We start from the raw sequence: 21,444 nt of genomic DNA on the forward strand, positions 1-21,444 counted from the left end.
GCCGGAAAAGCCAATGACGAGGTCAGCCCCTTTTGCCGGTCAGCGTCATGTCGAAGTCGACGATGTTGGAATAGATCGGCGTGCCGACATCCATGCCGTAGCGCGACCTCAGCACCTTGCCGGTGACATGGAATTTGATCATGCCGGCCTTGAGACCGCCGAGCTCGGCCGTGAATTTTTCCGGGAACGTCTTGCCGCGCGCCGTCAGCCGGCCGCTGACCAGAGCCGTGGTGTCGCTGGTTCGGGTCACGCTGGTAGAGCGGAACTGGATTTCCGGGCTGTTGGCGGCATCAAACACCGCGTCGGAGCGCAGGAAGGCATCGATACGGCCCTGGCCGGTGCCGACGCTTTCGGGAAAAATGGTGAAATTGACAGCTGAGCGCCCGACATCGCTGTTGTCGATGCGGATCGAGCCCTTGAAGCGGGCGAAGGTGCCATTGAGGCCGCCGCCGCCGACCTTGCCGATGGAGAAGCGGATGCTGGAGCTGGCCGGGCTGATCGAATAGCTGCCGGCGGCGTCACCCAGCGCGACGGCCGCAGAAACAGGCATGGCAAGGCAAGCGGCGACCGCCGCAAATCCGAGGATGCGCGTGTACATGGGGATGTTCCTTGTTGGAGGCAGCGCATTTCTTGCGCCCTCACTCCATGAACGAATGAACCGCTCGCTCTATTCCGAATCTGACGAAGGCGTGACCATGCGCGTGAGCACGCCATCCCTGAGCTGGAAATGATGCCGCAGCGCCGCCGCGACGTGGAGAGCCACAAGCGTCATGCCGGCATAGGCGAGATACCAATGTGCCGCCGCCCAGAAGCTCTCGGCACCATCCGATTCGGCCAGCGGCAGGTTCGGCATGACGAACAGGTTGAACGGCAGGCTGGGGATCTCCAGCATCGAGACCGACACCAGCGCCCAGCCGGACAAGGGCAAGGCAAGCTGAAACGCGTAGAGCGCAAGATGGGCCAACGGTGCTGCCCGACGCTCCAGGGTTCCGACCGAGCGCGGCAGCGCCGGCGTTGCATTGCCAAGACGCCAAGCGATGCGCAGCAACACAAGCCCGAGCAGCAGGAAGCCGAAAGATTTGTGCAGTTGGATCAGCTCGAAGGCGGTGCGCTGGCTGGTCAACCGCACCATGACGAAGCCGAGCCCGAACTGGCCGATGAAAATGAGCGCAATCAGCCAGTGGAGAAGGATCGCGCCCCAGCCATAGCGGGTGGCGCTGTTGGTGATCGATGTTTGCATGGGGAGTGAACGAATGTTGGTTCGGCTTTCTTCCAGCGCGCTTCACCCTCCCCCTTGTGGGGAGGGTCGCGCAGCAAATGCCGCGAAGCGGCTTCTGCGAAGCGGGGTGGGGGTCTCGTAGGGCGCTACCCACCCCGTCCCTCAGCCGACCTACCGGGGCGAGCCGCCGATCTCGCCCGTCCTTCGGACTCCCATCAGGGCCCTCCGGAGGGAGACGAAAGGCGCGAGTTCGCCGAGCCTGACTCCCTTCCTCTCCCTCCGGAGGGGGGAGAGGAAGGCGCGAGCTTATCACAGCCGGTGCCCTTCCTCTCCCTCCGGAGGGCCACAAGGGGAGGGGCGAGCCCGCTCTATCCACTCACCTTGAAGAAATCGACAAACGCCCGGAGCGCCGGGCGCATTTGCCGGCGGCTCGGATAATAGACGAAGAAGCCGTCGAAGGAGGGGCACCAGTCCTCCAGCACACGGATCAGCCTGCCGTCGGCGAGCGGCGCGCGGACATAATCCTCAAAGACGAAGGCGAGCCCAGCGCCGTCGACCGCCGCCTGGGCGATCAAGTGGTCCTCGTCGAGGATCAGCGGTCCCTCCACCGCCATCTCGATCGCCTCGCGGCCTTTCTCGAACTCCCAGCGGTAGAGGATGCCGCTGGAGAAGCGGAAGCGGATGCAGCGGTGGTCAGCCAGGTCGCGCGGGTGACGCGGCTTGGGGTTGACCTCGAAATAGACCGGGGCGCCGACCACCGCGCCGCGAAGGTCCGGCCCGATGCGCACCGCGATCATGTCGCGCTGCAGGCTCTCGCCTAACCTGACGCCAGCATCGAAGCCCCCTTCCACCACGTCAGTGAAACGGTCCTCGATGACGATCTCCAGCACGATATCGGGATAGGTCGACGCAAAGGCGCCCAACCGTGGCGTCAGCGCCAAATGGGCTGCGGTGCGCGGCACGGTCAGGCGCAGATTGCCGGCCGGCCGGTCGCGCGTCTCGATTGCCGTCTCCAGCGCCAGATCGATCTCCGACAGCGCCGGTCGCAGCCGTTCCAGCAACTGCGCACCTTCTTCGGTCGGCGCGACGCTGCGTGTGCTGCGCGACAGCAGCCGAACGCCAAGCCGCGCCTCTAGGCTGGACACCGCATGGCTGACCGCCGAAGGCGCGATGGCCAATTCCCTGGCCGCGCCGCGAAAGCTGCCGCATTGGGCAACGGTTGCCAGCACGGCCAGTTGGGAAAGATGCGCGCGATTCATTGATCTATCTTTTAGAACAGCCCGTGCAAATGAGAGCCGATTATCGAACACAAGGCAAGGCGCTATTTCTGCCGCATCGCAACAAGGAGACGCGTTATGCAAACCCGCAAGCTAGGAACTGAATTGAACGTCTATCCCGTCGGCCTCGGCTGCATGGGCATGAGCTTCGCCTATGGCGGCCAGGCGGAAGCCGACGCAATCGCCACGCTGCACCGCGCCATCGATATCGGCGTCAATTTCTTCGACACGGCGGAGGTCTATGGCCCGTTCGAGAACGAGATCCTGCTCGGCAAAGCGCTGAAGTCCGCGCGTGACAAGGTGACGATCGCGACAAAATTCGGCTTCAGGATTTTGGAGGAAGGTACAGGCCTCGACCGCATGGCCGGCGTCGACAGCCGCCCCGAGCACGTCAAGGCGGTCGCCGAGGCGTCGCTGAAGCGGCTCGGCACGGATGTGATCGACCTCTACTACCAGCACCGTGTCGACCCCAACGTGCCGATCGAGGACACGGTCGGTGCCATGGCCGAGTTGGTGCGCGAGGGCAAGGTGCGCGCGCTCGGCCTGTCGGAGGCGAGTGCGGCGACCATCCGCCGGGCCCATGCCGTGCATCCAATTGCTGCCGTGCAGAGCGAATATTCGCTGTGGAGCCGCGACCCGGAAGACGAGGTGTTCGCCGTCTGCCGCGAACTCGGCATCGGTTTTGTTCCCTACAGCCCGCTCGGCCGTGGCCTGCTGACCGGCACGATCGCCAAGCCCGAGGCGCTGAGCGACGACGACTGGCGCCGGACCTTGCCGCGCTTCCAGGCCGAGGCGATGGAAGCCAACGCCGCTGTCATCGCGACGCTGGAAAAGCTGGCAGCTGAAAAGGGGGTAACTTCGGCCCAACTGGCGCTGGCCTGGGTGCTGCACCAGGGCGATTTCATCGTGCCGATCCCCGGCGCGAGAAGGATACGCCATCTGGAGCAGAATGCGGCGGCTGCCGGGATCGCGCTGAGCGCGGTCGAGGTGCAGGCGATTGGTGACGCGCTGTCGCCCGACAAGGTGGTCGGTAGGCGCTATGCGGAGAAGGAGCTGACGCTGGTCAATGGTTGAAAACTGGTGAGTAATCGGAAGGGGCGCCGCGCGCCCCTTTTTCGTACGCAGCGCGGTGCAGAAGGTGGGGACGCTGACGTGAAGCGCCCCCCCTCTGCCCTGCCGACATTTTTACCAAGGCTCGACACTAATCTCCGGCCAATTCTCCCTTGCACGCTTACCCTTCGCCTCATGCGTGCGCTGATTGTCCATCACCCGGTTCGGCGTGATGCGAAACGAGAAAATGTCGTCAAGACCAAACGGTGCCACGATCTCGAGCTGCCCGTCAGCGTCGTATCGAACCCCGACGGCGTGCGTCTTCGAGGCAAAATGGCTGACGGATTCGCTGGCGCTCGAATAGCGCGGGCACGGCCGTCCGAACTTCTGCGGATACCACAGATGCACCCGCGCCTGGTTGCGCACCTCGACCGGCAACGCCAGCCCCTCGAAATGCTTCTCCGCCCGGCGGATCACCGCGTCCTCGGCCTCATAGGACAGGTCGCTGTCATCGAAGTAGAAAAGATCAACATCCTTGATGCCGTAGCCCGACGGTTTGCCGGTCAGGTGGTTCCAGATGCTGTTGTAGAGAGCGCCGGATACCACCAGCCAGTCCGGCAGGTCGAGCGTGCGAGCCCGCGCCACCGCGTCGCATAACAGCGGGTCGGCAGACACGATGGCGAGAAACGCCGCGCGCTGTTCTTCAAGGGGAAGGCCGGAATACCGCAGATGGTCCATCGCCCTTTGGAGGGCGATTCGCCATCTGCTCGCAAGTTTTTTAGCCCCGCAGAACGCCCCCGGTCTGCTTGCCGACATTCTCGATGATGCGCTTGGCCAGTGCCTCGAAATCCTCGTCGGTGAGCGTCTTTTCGACCGGCTGGATCGACACTTCGATGGCAATCGATTTTTTGCCCTCGCCCAGCGAAGCGCCTTCGAAAATATCGAAGACCGAGACGGCGGTGATGAGCTTCTTGTCGGCGGCGAGCGCTGCGCGCACCAGCGTGCCGGCCTCGACCGACTTGTCGACGACGAAAGCGAAATCGCGCTTGACCGCCTGGAAGGGCGACAGTTCCAGTTTCGGCTTGGTTTTCGTCGGCTTGGCCTTCGGTTCAGGCACGCCATCGACGAAGACCTCGAAGCCGCACAGCGGGCCGGAAACATCGAGGCCCTCCAGCGTCTTCGGATGGAATTCACCGAAAGTGCCGAGTACGGTTTTCGGGCCGAGCTTGATCGTGCCGGAACGGCCGGGATGATACCAGGCCGGGCCGCCGGCCTCGATCTGCAGCCGGTCGACAGGCGCACCGCAGGCTTCAAGTGCGGCGATCGCATCGGCCTTGGCGTCGAACACGCCGACTGGACCGGAATTGCCGGCCCAGTTGCGGCCGGAACCGTCGAGCTTGGCGGTGCCGCGGCGCACGCCGGCGGCGACGCGCCGCTGCTGGTCGGCGCCGTCGCCCTCATAAGTGCCCGACACTTCGAACAGCGCCACGTCGCCAATACCCTTGTCGGCGTTGCGCTGGGCAGCCGCGATCAGCCCCGGCAGCAGCGAGGGCCGCATGTCGGACATATCGGCGGCGATCGGGTTGGCAAGCTTCAGCGCGGTCTGGCCGCCGCCGAACAGCTCGGCATGCTTGGCCGGAATGAACGACCAGGTAACGGCTTCCATCATGCCGCGCACGGCAAGCGCGCGCTTGGCCGTGCGGGTACGGACCTGCAGCGTGGTGAGGATCTTTGCATTGACCGCGTCATGCGCACCGAGCGGCTGCGGCGCGATGTTGTCGACACCGTGGATGCGCATGACCTCCTCGACCAGGTCTGCCTTGCCATCGACGTCGGGGCGCCAGGACGGCACGGCGACATCGACGACATCGCCCGAGCCCTCCGGCTTGAAGCCGAGGCGCGACAGGATGTCGAGGCTTTCCGCGCTGGGAACCTCGATGCCGGTCAGCCGCTTCACTTCCGAAAGCGGGAAGGAAACGATCTTCGGCCTGTGACCGGCATAACCGACGACCTCCATTTCGGTCGGCGTGCCGCCGCAGAAATCGAGCACCAGTTTCGTCGCCAGTTCGACGCCCGGAACCATGAATTCGGGGTCGACGCCGCGCTCGAAACGGTAGCGCGCGTCGGTAATGATGCCGAGCGTGCGGCCGGTGCGCGCCGTGGTGATCGGATCCCAAAGCGCGGATTCGATCAGCACATCTGAGGTGTTCTCGTCGCAGCCCGAATGCTCGCCGCCCATGACGCCGGCGATCGACTCGACGCCGTTGTCATCTGCGATGACGCACATTTCCGGCGTCAGCGTGTATTCGCGGCCGTCGAGCGCCTGCACCTTTTCACCATCGCGCGCGCGGCGCACGACGAGATTGCCGGCAACCTTGCTGGCGTCGAACACATGCAGCGGGCGGCCGCGGTCGAAGGTGACGTAGTTGGTGATGTCGACCAGTGCGCTGATGGGTCTCAGCCCAATGGCGATCAGCCGCTGCTGCAGCCATTTTGGCGAGGGTCCATTCTTGACGCCCTTGACCAAGTTGAGCGCGAAGCCGGGGCAAAGCTCCGGCGCTTCGATCGTCACCTTGACCGGACACATGCCATTGCCGACATGCGGCATGATGGCGCCGCCGACGAGGCGGCCAAGCCCGCTCGCCGCCAGATCCCTGGCGATGCCGTAGACGCTGGTGGCATCCGGCCGGTTCGGCGTCAAGTTGATCTCGATGACCGGATCGTCGATGTGCGCATAGGCGGCGAAGCTGGTGCCGACCGGCGCATCCTCAGGCAGGTCGATGATGCCATTGTGTTCGTCGGACAGCTCCAGCTCGCGCTCGGAACACATCATGCCGTGGCTTTCGACGCCCCTGATCTTGCCGACCGTCAGCGTTACGTCGATGCCGGGCACATAGGTGCCGGGCGCGGCAAAGGCGCCGATCAGGCCCGCGCGAGCGTTTGGCGCGCCGCAAACGACCTGCACCGGTGGCTTGCCGTCGCCGGTGTCGACGGTCAGCACGCGCAGCCGGTCGGCATCGGGATGCTGAACCGCCGTCAGCACCCTGGCGATGACGAATGGTTTCAGGCTCGACTTGTCGTCGACATGCTCGACTTCGAGACCGATCGAGGTCAGCCGCTCGACGATCTCGTCGAGCGTGGCGTCGGTCTCGAGGTGGTCCTTGAGCCAGGAGAGGGTGAATTTCATGGGACTGTTCCGTCTGGTCTTTTGACGCTTGATTTCAGATGTCTCGGCAGGTCGTCGGACATATGCAGGAAGGCAAGCTGCTCGCCGATATAGGCATGCAGCGTCGGCTGGAAATCGGCCGGCATGTCCATGGCGCCGAGCATGAAGTAGATGTCTTCTTCCAGCCGCTCGTCGACATAGGCGATGGGTGAGCCGCAGGTGCCGCAGAAAGAGCGCGTCACCGGGCCGTTCTCATACATCTTCAGCGCCTTGCCGGTGAACGCGACCTGATCGACCAGGAAGCCGACAAAGGCCGACACCGGCGCGCCGCTGGCCCGCCGGCAATCGCCGCAATGGCAGTAGCTGACGTGATGCGGTTCGGCAGAGGCCTCGAACCGCACGGCGCCGCAGCGGCAGCCGCCGGCATAGGGCGCTGTCATGCGCTCAGGCCTCCGAACAAAGTCGGCATGTCGAGCGGCCGGAAGCCGTAATGCGACAGCCAGCGCACGTCTGCATCGAAGAAGGCGCGCAGGTCCGGCATGCCGTATTTCAGCATGGCGATGCGGTCGATGCCCATGCCCCAGGCAAAACCCTGATATTCGTCCGGATCGAGACCGCCATGGCGCAGCACGTTGGGATGCACCATGCCACAGCCGAGGATCTCCATCCAATCGGAGCCTTCGCCGAAGCGCACTTCGCCGGGCCGCGAGCGATCGCACTGGATGTCAACCTCGAGGCTTGGCTCGGTGAACGGGAAGAAGGACGGCCGGAAGCGCATCTTGACCTGCGGCACCTCGAAGAAGGCCTTGCAGAACTCCTCCAGCACCCACTTCATGTTGGCGACGTTGGCTGTCTTGTCGATCACCAGCCCCTCGACCTGATGGAACATCGGCGAGTGGGTGGCGTCCGAATCCTGCCGGTACGTCTTGCCAGGAATGACGATGCGGATCGGCGGCTTCTTCGTTTCCATGGTGCGGATCTGCACCGGCGAAGTGTGCGTGCGCAAAAGCTTGCGCTCGCCCTTCTCGTCCGGTTGGAAGAAGAAGGTGTCGTGCATCTCGCGCGCCGGATGGCCTTCGGGGAAATTCAGCGCGGTGAAATTGTAATAGTCGGTCTCGATGTCGGGACCTTCCGCGATGGAAAACCCGAGGTCGCCGAAGATCGCGGCAATCTCGTCGATGACCTGGCTGATCGGATGGATACGGCCGCGCTCGGCCGGCGACTGCCGCACCGGCAACGTCACGTCGACCTTTTCGGCGGCGAGGCGGGCGGTGATCGCCACATCCTTGAGCTCAGCCTTGCGGGCAGTCAGCGCGTCGGTGACGCGGTTCTTGAGGCCGTTGATGGCTGGGCCTTTGATCTGGCGCTCCTCGGCGGTCATGGCGCCAAGTGTCTTCAGCATCTCGGACACGCTGCCCTTCTTACCGAAAGCAGCGATGCGCACGGCCTCGATGGCCGGCTCATCGGCGGCCGAGGCGATCTCGGCCAGAAGTGAGTTTTCAAGCGTATCCAGGCCAGTGGTTGCGTCGTTCACGGTCAAACTCGCTGCGTTGGGAGGTCGGCCTCAAAGTGAAAGTCACTCCTAAAGTGAAATCACTCCAAGGATCAGGCAAAAGAAAAACCCGCGCCAGCCGTACCAGCGCGGGTTCCCCAAATCAGAATTGCGAATGCTTGGGAAGCGCTGGTCTTAGGCGACAGCGCTTTCAAAAGCGTTCGGCGTGGTGTTCTTCAGATATTCGAGCGCCACCTTGGCCTTGGCGACCAGGGCCGCGAAAGCCTGCGGCTCGTGGATGGCCATGTCCGACAGGATCTTGCGATCGATCTCGATGCCCGACTTGTTGAGGCCGTCGATGAAGCGGCCATAGGTCAGGCCATGCTCGTGGGTCGCGGCGTTGATACGCTGGATCCACAGCGCGCGGAAGGAGCGCTTGCGGTTCTTGCGGTCGCGGTAAGCGTATTGCAGCGACTTTTCCACCGCCTGCTTGGCGATGCGGATGGTGTTCTTGCGGCGGCCGTAGAAGCCTTTCGCGGCTTTCAGGACCTTCTTGTGCTTGGCGTGCGAAGTGACGCCTCTTTTTACGCGTGCCATGTCATGATCTCCTTAAAAGCAATTCCAGGAAAAGTGCCTTGCGGTTTTCCGTTCGGAATTGCGTAAAACAAATGCGTGTCCGGACCGAATGCCTTAGAGGCCATTCGGCAGAAAATTCTTGATGACCTTCTTGCCATCCGGTTCAGCCAGAACCATCGTGCCGCGGGCATTTCGAATGAACTTGTTGGAACGCTTGATCATGCCGTGACGCTTGCCGGCCGCAGCCGACAGGACTTTACCCGTACCTGTGATCTTGAACCGCTTCTTGGCGGCCGATTTGGTCTTCATCTTGGGCATTTTGCTACTCCGTATTGTTGGCGCACTATCGCGCTTCTTGTTCGCTTCAGGCCGACCAAAGCCCGAAAAGCAAATGAAACCGCCACGGCATGCCCTGCCGGGCGGTTTTCTTGAACGGCGGTGCTATACGTCAAAGACGGCCCGCGCGCAACACCTGTGGAGATGCGGCGCTGTGTCCTCGTCAGGGCAGCGTGAACCAGACCGGCAACATGCCTGACAGCTGGGCGCCGTCGATCAATTCGAAGGCCGGCAGCGCGATCAGAAACACCAGGCCGTCGAGCAGCGTGGTCAACAGCAGGCGCGGCTTGAAGTTTCCGGTATCGCCCTCCTGGTAGAGCGACAGTTTCGGGAAGAAGCGCGGCACCCGCGCCAGATAGGCCTGATACGGCGCGCCGAGCGCTTCCTTGAGGAACTTCTCCTCGCGCAGGATGACGATATGGAACGCCCCCGCGCACAAAAGCCCGAAGAGGATGATACCGGAGAACGAACCGATCTGCGCGCCGACACCGGCTGCGGCTACGGTCGAGAACACATAGAGCGGGTTGCGGGTGATCGAGTAAGGCCCGCCAGTCACCACCTCGGACGATTTGCGCCCGCCTATGTAGAGTGTCGCCCAAAGGCGGCCCACGATGCCGAGGAAAATCAGCAGCACGCCGAACATTTCGATCGTCTCGTGCACGGCTGTGTCGGGCGGAAACGTCGATTGGCCAAATAGCAATGCTGCAAACAGCACGACCACGAGAACGGCAAGCACTATCCGGCGCATATGCTGGTAATTGCCCAGCCCGTGTTTGAAGTCCACGTCCGAAACCTTGACTTCATCGACCATAGTGAATCCGATCGTCAGGAATTTTGCCGGCGATCGCAGCGTCTGAACAAGAAGAAGGCGTCCCGCCGATCGCCGGGACGCCTTGCGATGTGATTCAGGCGGATTTAAGCGCGATGGCCAAGCCTGACGTCATCGTGATCCTAGATACGCGCCGATGCAGATCTTAGCGCGGCGACAGCACCATCATCATCTGGCGGCCTTCGAGCTTCGGTTCCGCTTCGACCTTGGCAATCGTCGCCACTTCCTCGCGGACCTTGTTCAGAAGCTGCATGCCGAGTTCCATATGCGCCATCTCGCGGCCACGGAAGCGCAGCGTCAGCTTGACCTTGTCGCCTTCCTCGAAGAAGCGGCGAACCGCCTTCATCTTGGTCTCGTAGTCATGGCTGTCGATGTTCGGGCGCATCTTGATCTCCTTGATCTCGATGACCTTCTGGTTCTTGCGCGCCTCGGCCGCCTTCTTCTGGTTGGCGTATTTCAACTTGCCGAGATCAAGGATCTTGACGACGGGGGGCACCGCGTTGGGCGATATCTCGACGAGATCGAGCCCGGCCTCTTCGGCCAGCAGCAATGCGTCGTTGATGGAAACATCGCCGCGGTTCTGGCCTTCGGCGTCGATAAGCTGGACCCGGGGAACCCGGATGTCACGGTTGGAGCGCGGGCCATCCTTGGTCGGCGCCGCTGCTTTGAAAGGTCTGCGAATGGTCGTGGTCTCCTTGGCCGTTTCGTTCAGGATTTGTCAGTGTTGATGCATGGACGCGCCAATGTGGTGAGCGCGCGGGCGGAGTCAATAGCACAGCATTGACAGAAAATCACCCTGATCGCTGTCCTGCACCAAACAAAGAACATAGTGAGCACTTTTCGCCACGCCACCGACCGTGCCACAAGAATCCCGCGCCAGAAGAGGGCCTGAGGAAAAAGCCATGACCGCAACGCCCCCCGTCTTTATGGATGTCGATGGATCGCGCATCGCGGTGCGCCATACTGCTGGCTCTGCGCCCGGCATCGTCTGGCTCGGCGGCTACAAGTCGGACATGCTGGGCGCGAAGGCGCAGACGCTGTCGGACTGGGCGGCAAAAGAAGGCCGCGCCTTTCTGCGCCACGATTATTCCGGCCATGGCGAATCCGGCGGCGCCTTTGCCGACGGCACGATTTCGACATGGCTTGCACAAAGCCTTGCCGTGTTCCGGCATTTCACCAAGGGCAAACAGATCCTGGTCGGCTCCTCGATGGGCGCCTGGATCGCGCTGCGCATGGTGCAGGAATTGCGCAAGGCTGATGACAGCAACGTCGCCGGCCTGGTGCTGCTGGCGCCGGCACCGGATTTTACCGCTGAACTGATCGAACCGGTGCTGACCAAGGCGCAGAAGCGCGATCTCGCCAAAAAAGGTTTCTTCGAAGAGCCGTCGGACTATTCCACGGAACCCTACATCTACACCCGCGCCCTGATCGAGGACGGGCGCGACAACCTGACAATGACAGGCCCGATCGACACCCATTGCCCGGTGCATATCCTGCAGGGCCTGGCCGATGCGGATGTGCCGGCAAGCCATGCACTGAAGCTGGTCAGCCTGCTGCCCGCCGACGACGTGACCCTGTCGCTGATCCCTGACGGCGACCATCGCCTGTCGCGACCGCAGGATCTCGACATGCTGGTGCGGGCCGTCGATGCGATGGCGCAGAGGGGAAACTGATGCGCCTTTCCATTCCGATATCCGCCTTCGTCGCGGCGATCGTCGGCTTCGGCGGCACGCTGGCCATCGTCATCGCCGCCGCCAACGCAGTCGGCGCGACGCAGATCGAGACGGCAAGCTGGGTGACGACGATCTGCCTGGCCATGGCGATCGAGAGCCTGTGGCTGTCATGGCGCACGAAAATGCCAGTCATCACCGCCTGGTCGACGCCGGGCCTGGCGCTGATCGCGGCATCGAGCGGCTTTTCGATGGGTGAGGCCGTCGCCGCCTTCATCGTCACCGGCGTCCTTCTGATCGCCACCGGGCTGTTTCGGCCCCTGACGAAGCTGATCTCGAGAATACCGCCTTCCGTCGCCTCGGGCATGCTGGCCGGTATCGTCGTCACCTTCGCGCTCAATGCGGTGAAGACCATTCCCATCGACCCGTGGCTGATCCTGCCGCTGATTGCAGCCTTCTTCATCATCCGGCTGTTCAACCCGGCGCTGTCGGTGCTGGCGGTGCTGATCGGCGGTGGCCTCGCCGCTTTCCTCACCGGCCGTGTCGGCGGCCTGCCGACACCGGAACTGTCGACGCTGACGCTGATTGCGCCTGATTTCACCGCCAAGGCGGTGATCGGGCTGGCACTGCCGCTCTATCTCGTCACCATGGCTTCGCAGAACCTGTCCGGCCTCGCCGTGCTGCGCGCCGCCGGCTACCATCCGGAGCCCGGCCCGCTGATCGGCGTCACCGGCCTGTTTTCGCTGCTGTCGGCGCCGTTCGGCGGCTCGACCACCAATCTGGCGGCGATCTCGGCGGCGATCTGCACCGGGCCGGACGTCCACCCCGACCCCGCCGAGCGCTGGAAGACCGGGCCGTTCTATGCGCTCGCCTATCTCATCTTTGCGATTTTCGGCGCTTCGCTGGTGGCGATCTTCGCGGTGCTGCCACAGAGCCTGATCGTACTGGTGGCGGGCCTGGCGCTGATGGCGTCGCTCGCCAACGCGCTTTCTATCGCGCTGAAGGAAGAGGCGGATCGCATGGCCGCCACCGTCACCTTTGTCGTCACCGCGTCGGGTCTGACGCTGTTCGGCGTTGGCGCCGCATTCTGGGGCCTGATTGCCGGGCTGGTCGTGCTTTTCCTCGATATGATCAAAAAGCGATAAACATTTCAGATGCTTGTCCGGATTTGGCGGACATTGTCTTGAATCGCCGTTTTTCTCTTCCCATTTCGATTCCACGCAGCCGGGTTTGGCTGTCTCCAACCGAAGGAATGGGAGAAAATGAACACATCCGCATTGATCCGTCCGGCCTGGACGCCGGCAACCATCGCGTTGATGGTTGTGGGTTTCATGGTGTTCTGGCCACTCGGCTTCGCCATGCTCGCCTACATCATCTGGGGCGACCGCCTCGATGGCTTCAAGCGTGACGTCAACCGCGCGACCGACGGCATCTTCGCCGGTTGCCGCCGCGGTTCCGACAAGGCCGCGCGCTGGGGCAATGGTTCCGCCCGCACCGGCAACGTCGCTTTCGACGACTGGCGCGAAAAGGAACTTGAGCGGCTGAACGAAGAGCGCCGCAAGCTCGACGAGATGCTGACCCAGTTCGACGAATACGCCCGCGAATTGCGCCGCGCCAAGGACCAGGACGAGTTCGACCGCTTCATGGCCAACCGCAACAAGTCGAAGGCGCCGACGAAGACCGATCCGGGCACCGGAACGACGACCACCAAGCGTGGCAAGGGTTCGAACCTGCTTGACGACTGAGATCCGGCGACTGGTCACATCGTAAAAAAAACGGCGTCGCGCGAGCGGCGCCGTTTCTTTTTTGTTCTAGTCGTTTTTCTCGAATCGCGTATCGTCCCGCCATGACTCTCGGCTTCTTTCGCAATCTGACAAAGCCCAAGCCCACGCCTGTCGTGGAGCGCGAATATTGCGTCGCCGGTCGCACGCTGCCGCTCAAGATCGTCGAGAGCGCCAGGGCGCGCCGAATGACGCTGCGTATCGATTCAGGCGGCCAGGGTCTGCGCATCACCGTGCCGCCAGGCCTGCGCCGCGGCGAAGTGGACAGGTTCCTCGAGCGGCATCAGGACTGGCTGGAGCAGCGACTGGCCAAGGTGCCGACGCGGCCGCAGGTGCGGCCCGGCATCAGGATCCCGGTGCGCGGCGTGCCGCACCGCATCGTCCATGAACCGTCAAAGCGCGGCACCGTCACCGTGTCGCGCGACGAACGTGGTCCGCTCTTGATCGTGCATGGCGACCGCATACATCTGCCGCGCCGCCTCGCCGATTTCCTCAAGCGCGAGGCCAAGAAGGAAATCGAGAAGCTGGTGGCCAAGCACACCGAGGCGCTTGGCAAGCGCGCCAAGGCGATCCGCTTCAAGGACACGTCAAGCCGCTGGGGGTCATGCACCTCCGAAGGCAATCTGTCCTTTTCCTGGCGCATCATGATGGCGCCGTCGCCGGTCATCAACTATCTCGTCGCGCATGAAGTGGCGCATCTCAAGGAGATGAACCACGGCCCGAAATTCTGGAAACTGTGCGAAAAGCTCTGCCCCGACACCGATCGCTGCAAGGACTGGCTGAAGCGCAATGGCGGTGCGCTGCAGGCGATCATGTTCGAGTAGATCGCTCAATCGTCGTTGGCGGCGTTCAAGTCTTCGGGCCGCAACCCCTCATCGCCATGATGCGGCCACGGCAGGAAATTGCCGTCGAACTCATCGCCGCCGAAATAGTCGAGCGCGCGGTGCGCCTCGGCGCCATTGAAGGCGGCCTTGTCGATCAGGTGCGCGATGACCTCGCGCGCCTGCGCAATCTTCTGCCTGAGTTCGGCTACGGTTCTGTCGGCCATGATCGTGCTCCCGCCTTGCGTCCTGTCCATCCATAGGTAGCGCCTTTGGCCGTGCCGGCAAACAGCATGCTTTTTCTCGACTCTTATCGCTTTTCATGCCAATTCCCGCGCCATGGCACTCGACATCAAAATCTGCGGCTTGAAGACCGACGCGGCAATGGCCGCGGCGCTGGCCGGCGGCGCCAGCCATGTCGGGTTTATCTTCTTCGCCAAAAGCCCGCGCTATGTCGAACCTGCCGAGGCTGGCCGTCTGCGCGAGGCCGCGCGCGGCAAGGCGATGGCGGTTGCCGTCACCGTCGATGCCGGCGACGCCTTCCTGGATGAAATCGTTGCCAAAATGCAGCCCGACATGCTGCAGCTGCACGGCGCGGAAACGCCCGAGCGCGTCGCCGAGGTCAAAGCCCGCTATGGCCTGCCCGTGATGAAGGCGCTGCCGCTCAGCGAGGCCGCCGATCTCGAACGAATGAAGCCATTCATCGGCATAGCCGACCGGTTCCTGTTCGACGCCAAGCCGCCGAAAGGCTCCGAACTGCCGGGCGGCAATGGTGTTGCCTTCGACTGGCGCATTCTCGCCGGCCTTGACGGCGGCGTCGATTACATGCTTTCCGGTGGGCTCAACGCCGCCAATATCGGCGATGCCCTTCGGCTTGCCAACCCGCCTGGGATCGACATTTCTTCAGGCGTGGAAAGCGCGCCGGGCGTCAAGGATCCGGCGCTGATCGAACAGTTTTTCCGGGCCGTCAGGGCCGCGCGGAACACCCGCGCAGCCTAGTGGTGCCTCAAACCAGAGCATGTCCCGGAAAAGTGGGAACCGGTTTTCCGACAAGGACATGCCTCATAGTCAAGATGCCAGGAGATCGGCGATGAACAAGCCGGCGACACCCAATTCCTTCCGCACCGGGCCCGACGAACAGGGCATGTTCGGCATTTTCGGCGGTCGTTTCGTTGCCGAAACGCTGATGCCGCTGATCCTCGATCTGGAGCGGCACTGGAACGAGGTCAAGAACGATGCGGATTTCAGGGCTGAGCTGACTGACCTGTCGACCCACTATGCCGGACGGCCGTCGAAGCTTTATTTCGCCGAAGGCCTCACGAAGCATCTTCGTGAGGTTTCCTCGGCCAGGGGCCTCGCGGGCGGCGCGAAGGTCTACTTCAAGCGGGAGGATTTGAACCACACCGGTTCGCACAAGATCAACAACTGCCTCGGCCAGATCCTGCTGGCCAAGCGCATGGGCAAGAAGCGCATCATCGCCGAGACCGGCGCCGGCCAGCACGGCGTGGCCTCGGCCACGGTTGCGGCCCGCTTCGGCTTTCCCTGCGTCGTCTACATGGGCGCCACAGACGTTGCCCGGCAAAGCCCGAACGTCTTCCGCATGAAGCTGCTCGGCGCCGAAGTGCGCCCGGTGACCGCCGGCCACGGCACGCTGAAGGACGCCATGAACGAGGCGTTGCGCGACTGGGTGACCAATGTCGAGGACACCTATTACCTGATCGGCACCGCCGCCGGCCCGCACCCCTATCCGGAGCTGGTGCGCGACTTCCAGTCGGTGATCGGCATCGAGGCGCGGGCACAGATCCTCGAGCAGGAAGGCCGGCTGCCCGACACCATCATCGCCGCTGTCGGCGGTGGCTCGAACGCCATCGGCCTGTTCCATCCCTTCCTAGACGACAAGGAGGTCCGCATCATCGGCATCGAAGCCGGCGGTCGCGGTCTCGACGGCATCGAGCATTGCGCCTCGATGAATGCCGGCGCGCCCGGCGTGCTGCATGGCAACCGCACCTATCTCCTGCAGAACGCCGACGGCCAGATCATGGACGGCCATTCGATCTCGGCCGGCCTCGACTATCCCGGCGTCGGGCCGGAGCATTCCTGGCTGCGCGATTCAGGCCGGGTCGAATATGTACCCATTCTCGATGACGAGGCGCTGGAGGCTTTCAAGCTGACGACGCGCGTCGAAGGCATCATCCCGGCGCTGGAATCGGCGCACGCCATCGCGCATGCGGTGAAGATCGTGCCTGCCATGGACAAGGATCAGATCGTCATCGTCAACCTGTCCGGCCGTGGCGACAAGGACGTGCACACGGTGGCCAGCATGCTGGGCATGGAGATCTGATCATGGCCACCCGCATCGACCGCCGCATGGCGAAGCTCAGGACCGAAGGCCGCCCGGCGCTCGTCACCTATTTCATGGGCGGCGACCCCGACTACGATACCTCTTTGTCGATCATGAAGGCGTTGCCGGGCGCAGGTTCCGATATCATCGAGCTCGGCATGCCGTTCTCCGATCCGATGGCCGACGGCCCGGCGATCCAGGCGGCGGGCTTGCGGGCGCTGAAAGGCGGCCAGACGCTGGCCAAGACGCTGAAGATGGCGGCCGACTTCCGCGCTGGCGACAATGAAACGCCGATCGTGCTGATGGGCTACTACAATCCGATCTACATCTATGGCGTCGACCGCTTCCTCAAGGACGCGATCGCCAGCGGCATCGACGGGCTGATCGTCGTCGACCTGCCCCCGGAGATGGACGAGGAACTGTGCATTCCGGCATTGAAAGCCGGCATCAACTTCATCCGGCTGGCGACGCCGACGACCGACGACAAACGCCTGCCCAAGGTGCTGCAGAACACGTCGGGCTTCGTCTATTACGTGTCGATGACCGGCATCACCGGCTCGGCGCTGGCCGACACCGGCAAGGTGGCGGCGGCGGTCAAGCGCATCAAGGGCCACACCGACCTGCCGGTCTGCGTCGGCTTCGGCGTCAAGACCGCCGAGCAGGCCCGGGTGATCGGCGCTAATGCCGACGGCGTCGTCGTCGGCACCGCGATCGTCAATGCGGTGGCCAATGTGCTGGGGCCGAAGGGCGAGAAGACCGCCGATCCGGCCGAGGCCGTCGCCACGCTGGTCAGCGGCCTAGCGCAAGGCGTGCGCTCGGCCCGCCTTGCTGCTGCCGAATAGTTTCCCTACGTCAGGTCTTGTGCATGTCGTTATCCCAGAACCGGTTCACACTTTTGGGCGACATGCATTAGCAACTCTTCGTCAGGACAGGAGCCGAAGCGATGAACTGGATCACCAATTACGTTCGCCCGAAGATCAATTCGATGCTCGGCCGGCGCACCGACATGCCCGAGAATCTCTGGATCAAGGATCCGGAGACCGGCGAGATGGTGTTCCACAAGGACCTGGAATCGAACCAGTTCGTCATTCCCTCGTCCGGTCATCACATGAAGATCTCGGCCAAGGAGCGGCTGAAATTCTTCTTCGATGGCGGCAAATACGAGACCCTGGACAACCCCAAGGTCATGCAGGATCCGCTGAAATTCCGCGACGAGAAGCGCTATGTCGACCGGTTGAAGGACGCCAAGGCCAAGACCGGCCTTGAGGACGCGATCATCAATGCGCTGGGCACCGTCGAGGGTCTGCCGGTTGTGGTTACGGTGCAGGACTTCGCCTTCATGGGCGGTTCGCTCGGCATGGCCGCCGGCGACGCCATCGTGCACGGCTTCGAAGTGGCCCTGCAGCGCAAGCGGCCGCTGATCCTGTTTGCCGCTTCCGGCGGCGCCCGCATGCAGGAAGGTATTTTGTCCCTGATGCAATTGCCGCGGACAACGGTCGGTGTCGACCGGCTGAAGGAAGCCGGCCTGCCCTACATCGTCGTTTTGACCAACCCGACCACGGGTGGCGTGACCGCCTCCTACGCCATGCTGGGCGACGTGCACATCGCCGAGCCCGGCGCGCTGATCGGCTTTGCCGGACCGCGCGTCATCGAACAGACGATCCGCGAGAAACTGCCCGATGGCTTCCAGCGCTCCGAATATCTGATGGAGCACGGCATGGTCGACATGGTCGTATCCAGGCTGGAAATGCGTGAAACGATCGCGCGCCTGCTCAAGATGCTGCTCAAGCTGCCGGAAGAGCAAAAAACGCTGGAGCCGGAAATCCTGCCGCCGGCGGTGGTTGCCGCGGAAGCTCGGCCGCAAGCCTGAAGCGACACGAAGCGCCGCGACCGCGATTGCACGAGGGCTTCGGCGCGCTGTAGCCTTTGATTGCCATGGCCATCCGAAACCGATTCTGGTTTTCAGGCTCATGCGCTAGGATTCCACCATGACGACGCTTGCCGCCGACCGCGAAATCGAAGCCCTGATGGCGCTTCATCCGAAAGGCTTCGACCTTTCGCTCGACCGCATTTCGCGGCTGCTGGAGCGGCTTGACAATCCGCAGGACCGGCTGCCCCCGGTCATCCACATCGCCGGCACCAACGGCAAAGGTTCGTGCGCAGCCTTTTCACGCGCCCTGCTCGAGGCTGCGGACTACCGCGTCCATGTCCATACCTCGCCGCATCTGGTCAACTGGCATGAGCGTTACCGGCTGGCCGCCGATGGCGGCGGCAGGCTGGTCGAGGACAGGGTTTTCGCCGATGCCATTGCCCGTGCGGCCAGGGCCAATGAAGGCGAGAAGATCACCGTCTTCGAGATCCTCACCGCCGTCACCTTCCTGTTGTTTTCCGAACACCAGGCCGACGCCGCCATCATCGAGGTCGGGCTCGGCGGCCGCTTCGACGCGACCAATGTCATCAAGGAGCCGGCCGTGTCGGTGATCATGCCGGTGTCGCTCGACCATGAGGCCTATCTCGGCGACCGTGTCGAACTGATCGCAGCCGAAAAGGCCGGCATCATCAAGCCCGGCTGTCCGGTGGTCATCGGCGCGCAGGAAAGCGAGACGGCGCTGCAGGTGCTGATCGAAACCGCCGAGCGGCTTGAATGCCCCACCTTCGTCTACGGCCAGGACTTCCTTGCCTTCGAGGAAAACGGCCGCATGGTCTACCAGGACGAAGACGGCTTGATGGACCTGCCGCCGCCCAGGCTGCCCGGCCGCCACCAGTTCGCCAATGCGGCGGCGGCGATCGCCGCGGTCAAAGCGGCCGGTTTCGAGATCAGCCATCGCGCCGCCGAAAAGGCGATGGTCAATGTCGCTTGGCCCGGCCGCATGCAGAAGCTCGTGCAGGGCCGGCTGGCCGAACTGGCACCCAAGGGCGCCGATATCTGGCTCGACGGTGGCCACAATCCGGGCGCCGGCGTGGTGGTTGCCGAAGCGCTGGCTGAGCAGGAAGAGAAGAACCCGCGTCCGCTGTTCCTCATCTCGGGCATGATCAACACCAAGGACCAGAGCGGCTATTTCCGTGCCTTCAAAGGCCTCGCCCGGCATGTCTACACGGTGCCGGTGAGCCTCAGCGAGGCCGGCGTGCCGAACGACGAACTGGCGATCCGCGCAACGGAAGCCGGGCTGACCGCCGAGCCGGTGAGTTCCGTCGCTAGCGCGCTGATGCTGCTGCGCGACACCTGGGACGGCCCGTCGCCACGCATCCTGATCAGCGGTTCGTTGTATCTGACCGGAGCGGTGCTGGCCGAGAACGGCACCCCGCCGACCTGAAGCAGGCGACTATTCATGCCTTGGGTGGCTGCGGCGGCTGAGGCCGAACCTTGGCTTTCGACCTTCAGAAATCCCACGGTGAGATCAGATCAAGGCTGGTGGTGCCAAAGTCGCTGAGATTGCGCGTTGCCAGCCGGCCACCGTTCACGCGCGCTATCGCCGCAATCATGCCATCGGGGGCTGACATGCCGCGACCTTGGCGTGTCGCGGCCCCCATGATCTCGCCGTAAGCCAAGGCAGCATCTTCAGTCAGTCCAAAAATCCGGCCGGCAAATCGATGGCGCCACCGGGAAAGTCCCTGCTCCAGCCGATCGGCACGCTCATCAGGCCGTATTTTTTGGATGCCGAAGGCGATTTCAGCAATCGTCACTGTGGGAAGTGCCAGTTCAGCGTCATTGCGGACAAGCCATGCCAGGACAGCTTGGTCCGGCGCCTTCTTCAGACTCTCCGAAATCACGTTGGTATCGACGAAAATCAAAGCTCAAGTCCCGAATGAACCTGGCGGCCTTCGCGAATGATCTTTTCCAGATCGATGTCGGCGCCGTGGTTTGCAGTCAAGCTGGCATAGAAGGTGGAAGCAGGTTCACGGCCAGCTTCATGAATTTCGTAGGATTCGAGCGCACGTTCGACCACATCGGCTATCGAACGATTTTCACGACGAGCAAGTCTATGAGCCAGGTCGCGTGCTTTTGCGCTTCGGACTGAGAGTTGTGGTTCGGCCATTTCGAACTCCCTTTTAGAACGGATATAGGCCGATCCACTGCTGCCATCAAGGTGGCAGTTGATGGCGTGCCATCACGCGGTGGATTTCCAGCGCATTGATAGGCGACGTTACTTCAGCTCGATCTCGATAAAGGCGTATTCGCCTTCATTGGCGTTGATGACGTCGTGCTCTACGCCCTCCTTGCGGAAATAGGGCGCGCCCTTCTTCATCTCGGCGAAGGATACGCCGTCCTTGGTCAACAGCTTCACCTTGCCGTCCATCAGCGGCACGACGACGTAGTCGTGGCCGTGGCGATGCCAGCCGGTGTTCTCGCCCGGCGCGAAGCGGTATTCGGTGACGATGACACGCTCGTTGTCGATGAAGACGGTGGCCTTGGCGGATCCGGTCATGGAGTTCTCCTGTCTGGCTCAAGCAGATGACATGGAGTGCCCGGATGCGAGAGCCAGAGCCACGCACCGATGACGCCAACAAAAAGCCCGGCGCGAGGCCGGGCTTGATATCAGGAATTTCAGATGGGTCAGGCGAGGTTGCCATTGATCCAGTGCGACAGCGCGGTCTTCGGCGCGGCACCGACCTTCATGTCGGCCATTTCGCCGCCCTTGAAGATCATCAGCGTCGGGATCGAGCGCACGCCAAACTGGGCGGCAAGCTCCGGATTCTCGTCGATGTTGAGCTTGGCGATCTTGACCTTGGCGCCGAGTTCGGTGGCGATATCTTCGAGCGCCGGCGCAATCATCTTGCAGGGACCGCACCATTCCGCCCAGAAATCGACGACGACCGGTACGTTGGCGTCAAGCACGTCAGCCTGGAAGTTGCTCTTGTCGACCTTCACGGTTGCCATATGGAAA

The 21,444-nt window shown here is 63.0% G+C and carries 26 protein-coding genes; 10 read left to right on the plus strand and 16 right to left on the minus strand.

All coding sequences use genetic code 11. The features are described 5' to 3' along the window. Positions 1-22: 22 nt before the first annotated feature. From M729_RS0105630 to M729_RS0105640, 3 genes are all read right to left on the minus strand, one after another. A complete protein-coding gene (locus M729_RS0105630; protein WP_013528302.1) occupies positions 23-598 on the minus strand; it encodes a YceI family protein in 576 nt (191 codons plus the stop codon). Between the two features lie 69 nt (positions 599-667). Further along, positions 668-1,240 (minus strand): cytochrome b, encoded by a 573-nt coding sequence (locus M729_RS0105635; RefSeq protein ID WP_013528303.1) that lies wholly within the window; start codon positions 1,238-1,240, stop codon positions 668-670. A 347-nt stretch (positions 1,241-1,587) separates the two neighbouring features. Next, positions 1,588-2,478 carry a LysR family transcriptional regulator gene (locus tag M729_RS0105640; protein WP_027161014.1) on the minus strand — a complete coding sequence of 297 codons (891 nt, stop codon included), beginning with the start codon at positions 2,476-2,478 and terminating at the stop codon, positions 1,588-1,590. Positions 2,479-2,574: 96 nt separating this feature from the next. Between M729_RS0105640 and M729_RS0105645 the strand changes: the two genes are divergently transcribed. Then, positions 2,575-3,570, plus strand: a complete 996-nt coding sequence (locus M729_RS0105645) for an aldo/keto reductase (protein ID WP_027161015.1) — start codon at positions 2,575-2,577, stop codon at positions 3,568-3,570. A 111-nt stretch (positions 3,571-3,681) separates the two neighbouring features. Here the strand turns inward: M729_RS0105645 and M729_RS0105650 are convergent, their stop codons facing one another. The 8 genes from M729_RS0105650 to infC all read right to left on the minus strand — a co-directional run bounded on the left by M729_RS0105650 (position 3,682) and on the right by infC (position 10,627). Next, a complete protein-coding gene (locus M729_RS0105650) occupies positions 3,682-4,284 on the minus strand; it encodes a nucleotidyltransferase family protein (RefSeq protein WP_027161016.1) in 603 nt (200 codons plus the stop codon). 40 nt (positions 4,285-4,324) lie between these two features. After that, on the minus strand, positions 4,325-6,733 hold the full coding sequence (gene pheT, locus M729_RS0105655) for a phenylalanine--tRNA ligase subunit beta (RefSeq protein ID WP_027161017.1): 2,409 nt from the start codon (positions 6,731-6,733) through the stop codon (positions 4,325-4,327). Beyond that, entirely contained in the window at positions 6,730-7,152 is a 423-nt protein-coding gene (locus M729_RS0105660) for a GFA family protein (RefSeq protein ID WP_013528308.1), read from the minus strand. The genes pheT and M729_RS0105660 overlap by 4 nt, the downstream gene beginning before the upstream one ends. Continuing rightward, on the minus strand, positions 7,149-8,246 hold the full coding sequence (gene pheS, locus M729_RS0105665; RefSeq protein ID WP_013528309.1) for a phenylalanine--tRNA ligase subunit alpha: 1,098 nt from the start codon (positions 8,244-8,246) through the stop codon (positions 7,149-7,151). The genes M729_RS0105660 and pheS overlap by 4 nt, the downstream gene beginning before the upstream one ends. Positions 8,247-8,399: 153 nt before the next feature. After that, a complete protein-coding gene (gene rplT, locus M729_RS0105670) occupies positions 8,400-8,801 on the minus strand; it encodes a 50S ribosomal protein L20 (protein ID WP_013528310.1) in 402 nt (133 codons plus the stop codon). A gap of 93 nt (positions 8,802-8,894) precedes the next feature. Further along, positions 8,895-9,098, minus strand: coding sequence for a 50S ribosomal protein L35 (gene rpmI, locus M729_RS0105675; protein ID WP_006201248.1), 204 nt, complete (start codon positions 9,096-9,098; stop codon positions 8,895-8,897). 181 nt (positions 9,099-9,279) lie between these two features. Beyond that, positions 9,280-9,927 carry an isoprenylcysteine carboxylmethyltransferase family protein gene (locus tag M729_RS0105680; RefSeq protein ID WP_013528311.1) on the minus strand — a complete coding sequence of 216 codons (648 nt, stop codon included), beginning with the start codon at positions 9,925-9,927 and terminating at the stop codon, positions 9,280-9,282. A gap of 163 nt (positions 9,928-10,090) precedes the next feature. Continuing rightward, positions 10,091-10,627, minus strand: a complete 537-nt coding sequence (gene infC, locus M729_RS0105685) for a translation initiation factor IF-3 (RefSeq protein WP_013528312.1) — start codon at positions 10,625-10,627, stop codon at positions 10,091-10,093. A 220-nt stretch (positions 10,628-10,847) separates the two neighbouring features. On the opposite strand from infC, the gene M729_RS0105690 reads away from it, so the two are divergent. The 4 genes from M729_RS0105690 to M729_RS0105705 all read left to right on the plus strand — a co-directional run bounded on the left by M729_RS0105690 (position 10,848) and on the right by M729_RS0105705 (position 14,220). Beyond that, entirely contained in the window at positions 10,848-11,618 is a 771-nt protein-coding gene (locus tag M729_RS0105690; protein ID WP_027161018.1) for an alpha/beta hydrolase, read from the plus strand. Beyond that, complete coding sequence (locus M729_RS0105695; protein WP_027161019.1) at positions 11,618-12,760, plus strand: benzoate/H(+) symporter BenE family transporter; 1,143 nt, start codon at positions 11,618-11,620, stop codon at positions 12,758-12,760. The genes M729_RS0105690 and M729_RS0105695 overlap by 1 nt, the downstream gene beginning before the upstream one ends. A 117-nt stretch (positions 12,761-12,877) precedes the next feature. After that, on the plus strand, positions 12,878-13,360 hold the full coding sequence (locus M729_RS0105700; RefSeq protein ID WP_027161020.1) for a DUF2852 domain-containing protein: 483 nt from the start codon (positions 12,878-12,880) through the stop codon (positions 13,358-13,360). A gap of 101 nt (positions 13,361-13,461) precedes the next feature. Beyond that, on the plus strand, positions 13,462-14,220 hold the full coding sequence (locus M729_RS0105705; RefSeq protein ID WP_013528316.1) for a M48 family metallopeptidase: 759 nt from the start codon (positions 13,462-13,464) through the stop codon (positions 14,218-14,220). A 5-nt stretch (positions 14,221-14,225) separates the two neighbouring features. On the opposite strand, the gene M729_RS0105710 is transcribed toward M729_RS0105705, so the two are convergent. Then, a complete protein-coding gene (locus M729_RS0105710) occupies positions 14,226-14,444 on the minus strand; it encodes a hypothetical protein (protein WP_013528317.1) in 219 nt (72 codons plus the stop codon). Positions 14,445-14,556: 112 nt separating this feature from the next. Here M729_RS0105710 and M729_RS0105715 point away from each other — a divergent pair, with 112 nt between their 5' ends. The 5 genes from M729_RS0105715 to M729_RS0105735 all read left to right on the plus strand — a co-directional run bounded on the left by M729_RS0105715 (position 14,557) and on the right by M729_RS0105735 (position 19,872). After that, positions 14,557-15,216 (plus strand): phosphoribosylanthranilate isomerase, encoded by a 660-nt coding sequence (locus tag M729_RS0105715; RefSeq protein WP_024501981.1) that lies wholly within the window; start codon positions 14,557-14,559, stop codon positions 15,214-15,216. 91 nt (positions 15,217-15,307) lie between these two features. Then, on the plus strand, positions 15,308-16,558 hold the full coding sequence (gene trpB, locus M729_RS0105720) for a tryptophan synthase subunit beta (protein ID WP_027161021.1): 1,251 nt from the start codon (positions 15,308-15,310) through the stop codon (positions 16,556-16,558). Positions 16,559-16,560: 2 nt separating this feature from the next. After that, on the plus strand, positions 16,561-17,400 hold the full coding sequence (gene trpA, locus M729_RS0105725; protein ID WP_027161022.1) for a tryptophan synthase subunit alpha: 840 nt from the start codon (positions 16,561-16,563) through the stop codon (positions 17,398-17,400). 101 nt (positions 17,401-17,501) lie between these two features. Beyond that, positions 17,502-18,428: an acetyl-CoA carboxylase, carboxyltransferase subunit beta gene (accD, locus tag M729_RS0105730; RefSeq protein ID WP_013528321.1), complete on the plus strand. Its 927-nt coding sequence runs from the start codon at positions 17,502-17,504 to the stop codon at positions 18,426-18,428. Between the two features lie 118 nt (positions 18,429-18,546). After that, positions 18,547-19,872 (plus strand): folylpolyglutamate synthase/dihydrofolate synthase family protein, encoded by a 1,326-nt coding sequence (locus tag M729_RS0105735; protein WP_024501984.1) that lies wholly within the window; start codon positions 18,547-18,549, stop codon positions 19,870-19,872. Between the two features lie 64 nt (positions 19,873-19,936). Here M729_RS0105735 and M729_RS0105740 read toward each other — a convergent pair whose 3' ends face one another. The 4 genes from M729_RS0105740 to trxA form a co-directional block, all read right to left on the minus strand. Further along, positions 19,937-20,350: a type II toxin-antitoxin system VapC family toxin gene (locus tag M729_RS0105740; RefSeq protein ID WP_013528323.1), complete on the minus strand. Its 414-nt coding sequence runs from the start codon at positions 20,348-20,350 to the stop codon at positions 19,937-19,939. Then, positions 20,347-20,595, minus strand: coding sequence for a hypothetical protein (locus tag M729_RS0105745; RefSeq protein WP_027161023.1), 249 nt, complete (start codon positions 20,593-20,595; stop codon positions 20,347-20,349). Before M729_RS0105745 ends, M729_RS0105740 begins: the two co-directional genes overlap by 4 nt. A 108-nt stretch (positions 20,596-20,703) precedes the next feature. Further along, positions 20,704-20,985 (minus strand): cupin domain-containing protein, encoded by a 282-nt coding sequence (locus M729_RS0105750; protein WP_027161024.1) that lies wholly within the window; start codon positions 20,983-20,985, stop codon positions 20,704-20,706. A 128-nt stretch (positions 20,986-21,113) separates the two neighbouring features. Further along, entirely contained in the window at positions 21,114-21,437 is a 324-nt protein-coding gene (trxA, locus tag M729_RS0105755; protein WP_013528326.1) for a thioredoxin, read from the minus strand. Positions 21,438-21,444 lie beyond the last annotated feature (7 nt).

Origin of the sequence: Mesorhizobium sp. WSM1293 (genome assembly GCF_000513875.1) — a bacterium.
GTDB classification, from domain to species: Bacteria; Pseudomonadota; Alphaproteobacteria; order Rhizobiales; family Rhizobiaceae; genus Mesorhizobium; species Mesorhizobium ciceri.

What these genes read in the sequence shown, in the direction of transcription:
- rpmI (WP_006201248.1), bottom strand. Translation starts at nt 9,098, where the DNA reads ATGCCCAAGATGAAGACCAAATCGGCCGCCAAGAAGCGGTTCAAGATC.
- M729_RS0105745 (WP_027161023.1), bottom strand. Translation starts at nt 20,595, where the DNA reads ATGGCCGAACCACAACTCTCAGTCCGAAGCGCAAAAGCACGCGACCTG.
- M729_RS0105710 (WP_013528317.1), bottom strand. Translation starts at nt 14,444, where the DNA reads ATGGCCGACAGAACCGTAGCCGAACTCAGGCAGAAGATTGCGCAGGCG.
- trxA (WP_013528326.1), bottom strand. Translation starts at nt 21,437, where the DNA reads ATGGCAACCGTGAAGGTCGACAAGAGCAACTTCCAGGCTGACGTGCTT.
- M729_RS0105690 (WP_027161018.1), top strand. Translation starts at nt 10,848, where the DNA reads ATGACCGCAACGCCCCCCGTCTTTATGGATGTCGATGGATCGCGCATC.
- M729_RS0105750 (WP_027161024.1), bottom strand. Translation starts at nt 20,985, where the DNA reads ATGACCGGATCCGCCAAGGCCACCGTCTTCATCGACAACGAGCGTGTC.
- trpB (WP_027161021.1), top strand. Translation starts at nt 15,308, where the DNA reads ATGAACAAGCCGGCGACACCCAATTCCTTCCGCACCGGGCCCGACGAA.
- M729_RS0105700 (WP_027161020.1), top strand. Translation starts at nt 12,878, where the DNA reads ATGAACACATCCGCATTGATCCGTCCGGCCTGGACGCCGGCAACCATC.
- M729_RS0105735 (WP_024501984.1), top strand. Translation starts at nt 18,547, where the DNA reads ATGACGACGCTTGCCGCCGACCGCGAAATCGAAGCCCTGATGGCGCTT.
- M729_RS0105630 (WP_013528302.1), bottom strand. Translation starts at nt 598, where the DNA reads ATGTACACGCGCATCCTCGGATTTGCGGCGGTCGCCGCTTGCCTTGCC.
- M729_RS0105715 (WP_024501981.1), top strand. Translation starts at nt 14,557, where the DNA reads ATGGCACTCGACATCAAAATCTGCGGCTTGAAGACCGACGCGGCAATG.
- trpA (WP_027161022.1), top strand. Translation starts at nt 16,561, where the DNA reads ATGGCCACCCGCATCGACCGCCGCATGGCGAAGCTCAGGACCGAAGGC.
- M729_RS0105650 (WP_027161016.1), bottom strand. Translation starts at nt 4,284, where the DNA reads ATGGACCATCTGCGGTATTCCGGCCTTCCCCTTGAAGAACAGCGCGCG.
- accD (WP_013528321.1), top strand. Translation starts at nt 17,502, where the DNA reads ATGAACTGGATCACCAATTACGTTCGCCCGAAGATCAATTCGATGCTC.
- M729_RS0105705 (WP_013528316.1), top strand. Translation starts at nt 13,462, where the DNA reads ATGACTCTCGGCTTCTTTCGCAATCTGACAAAGCCCAAGCCCACGCCT.
- M729_RS0105680 (WP_013528311.1), bottom strand. Translation starts at nt 9,927, where the DNA reads ATGGTCGATGAAGTCAAGGTTTCGGACGTGGACTTCAAACACGGGCTG.
- M729_RS0105660 (WP_013528308.1), bottom strand. Translation starts at nt 7,152, where the DNA reads ATGACAGCGCCCTATGCCGGCGGCTGCCGCTGCGGCGCCGTGCGGTTC.
- M729_RS0105695 (WP_027161019.1), top strand. Translation starts at nt 11,618, where the DNA reads ATGCGCCTTTCCATTCCGATATCCGCCTTCGTCGCGGCGATCGTCGGC.
- M729_RS0105635 (WP_013528303.1), bottom strand. Translation starts at nt 1,240, where the DNA reads ATGCAAACATCGATCACCAACAGCGCCACCCGCTATGGCTGGGGCGCG.
- pheT (WP_027161017.1), bottom strand. Translation starts at nt 6,733, where the DNA reads ATGAAATTCACCCTCTCCTGGCTCAAGGACCACCTCGAGACCGACGCC.
- M729_RS0105640 (WP_027161014.1), bottom strand. Translation starts at nt 2,478, where the DNA reads ATGAATCGCGCGCATCTTTCCCAACTGGCCGTGCTGGCAACCGTTGCC.
- rplT (WP_013528310.1), bottom strand. Translation starts at nt 8,801, where the DNA reads ATGGCACGCGTAAAAAGAGGCGTCACTTCGCACGCCAAGCACAAGAAG.
- M729_RS0105645 (WP_027161015.1), top strand. Translation starts at nt 2,575, where the DNA reads ATGCAAACCCGCAAGCTAGGAACTGAATTGAACGTCTATCCCGTCGGC.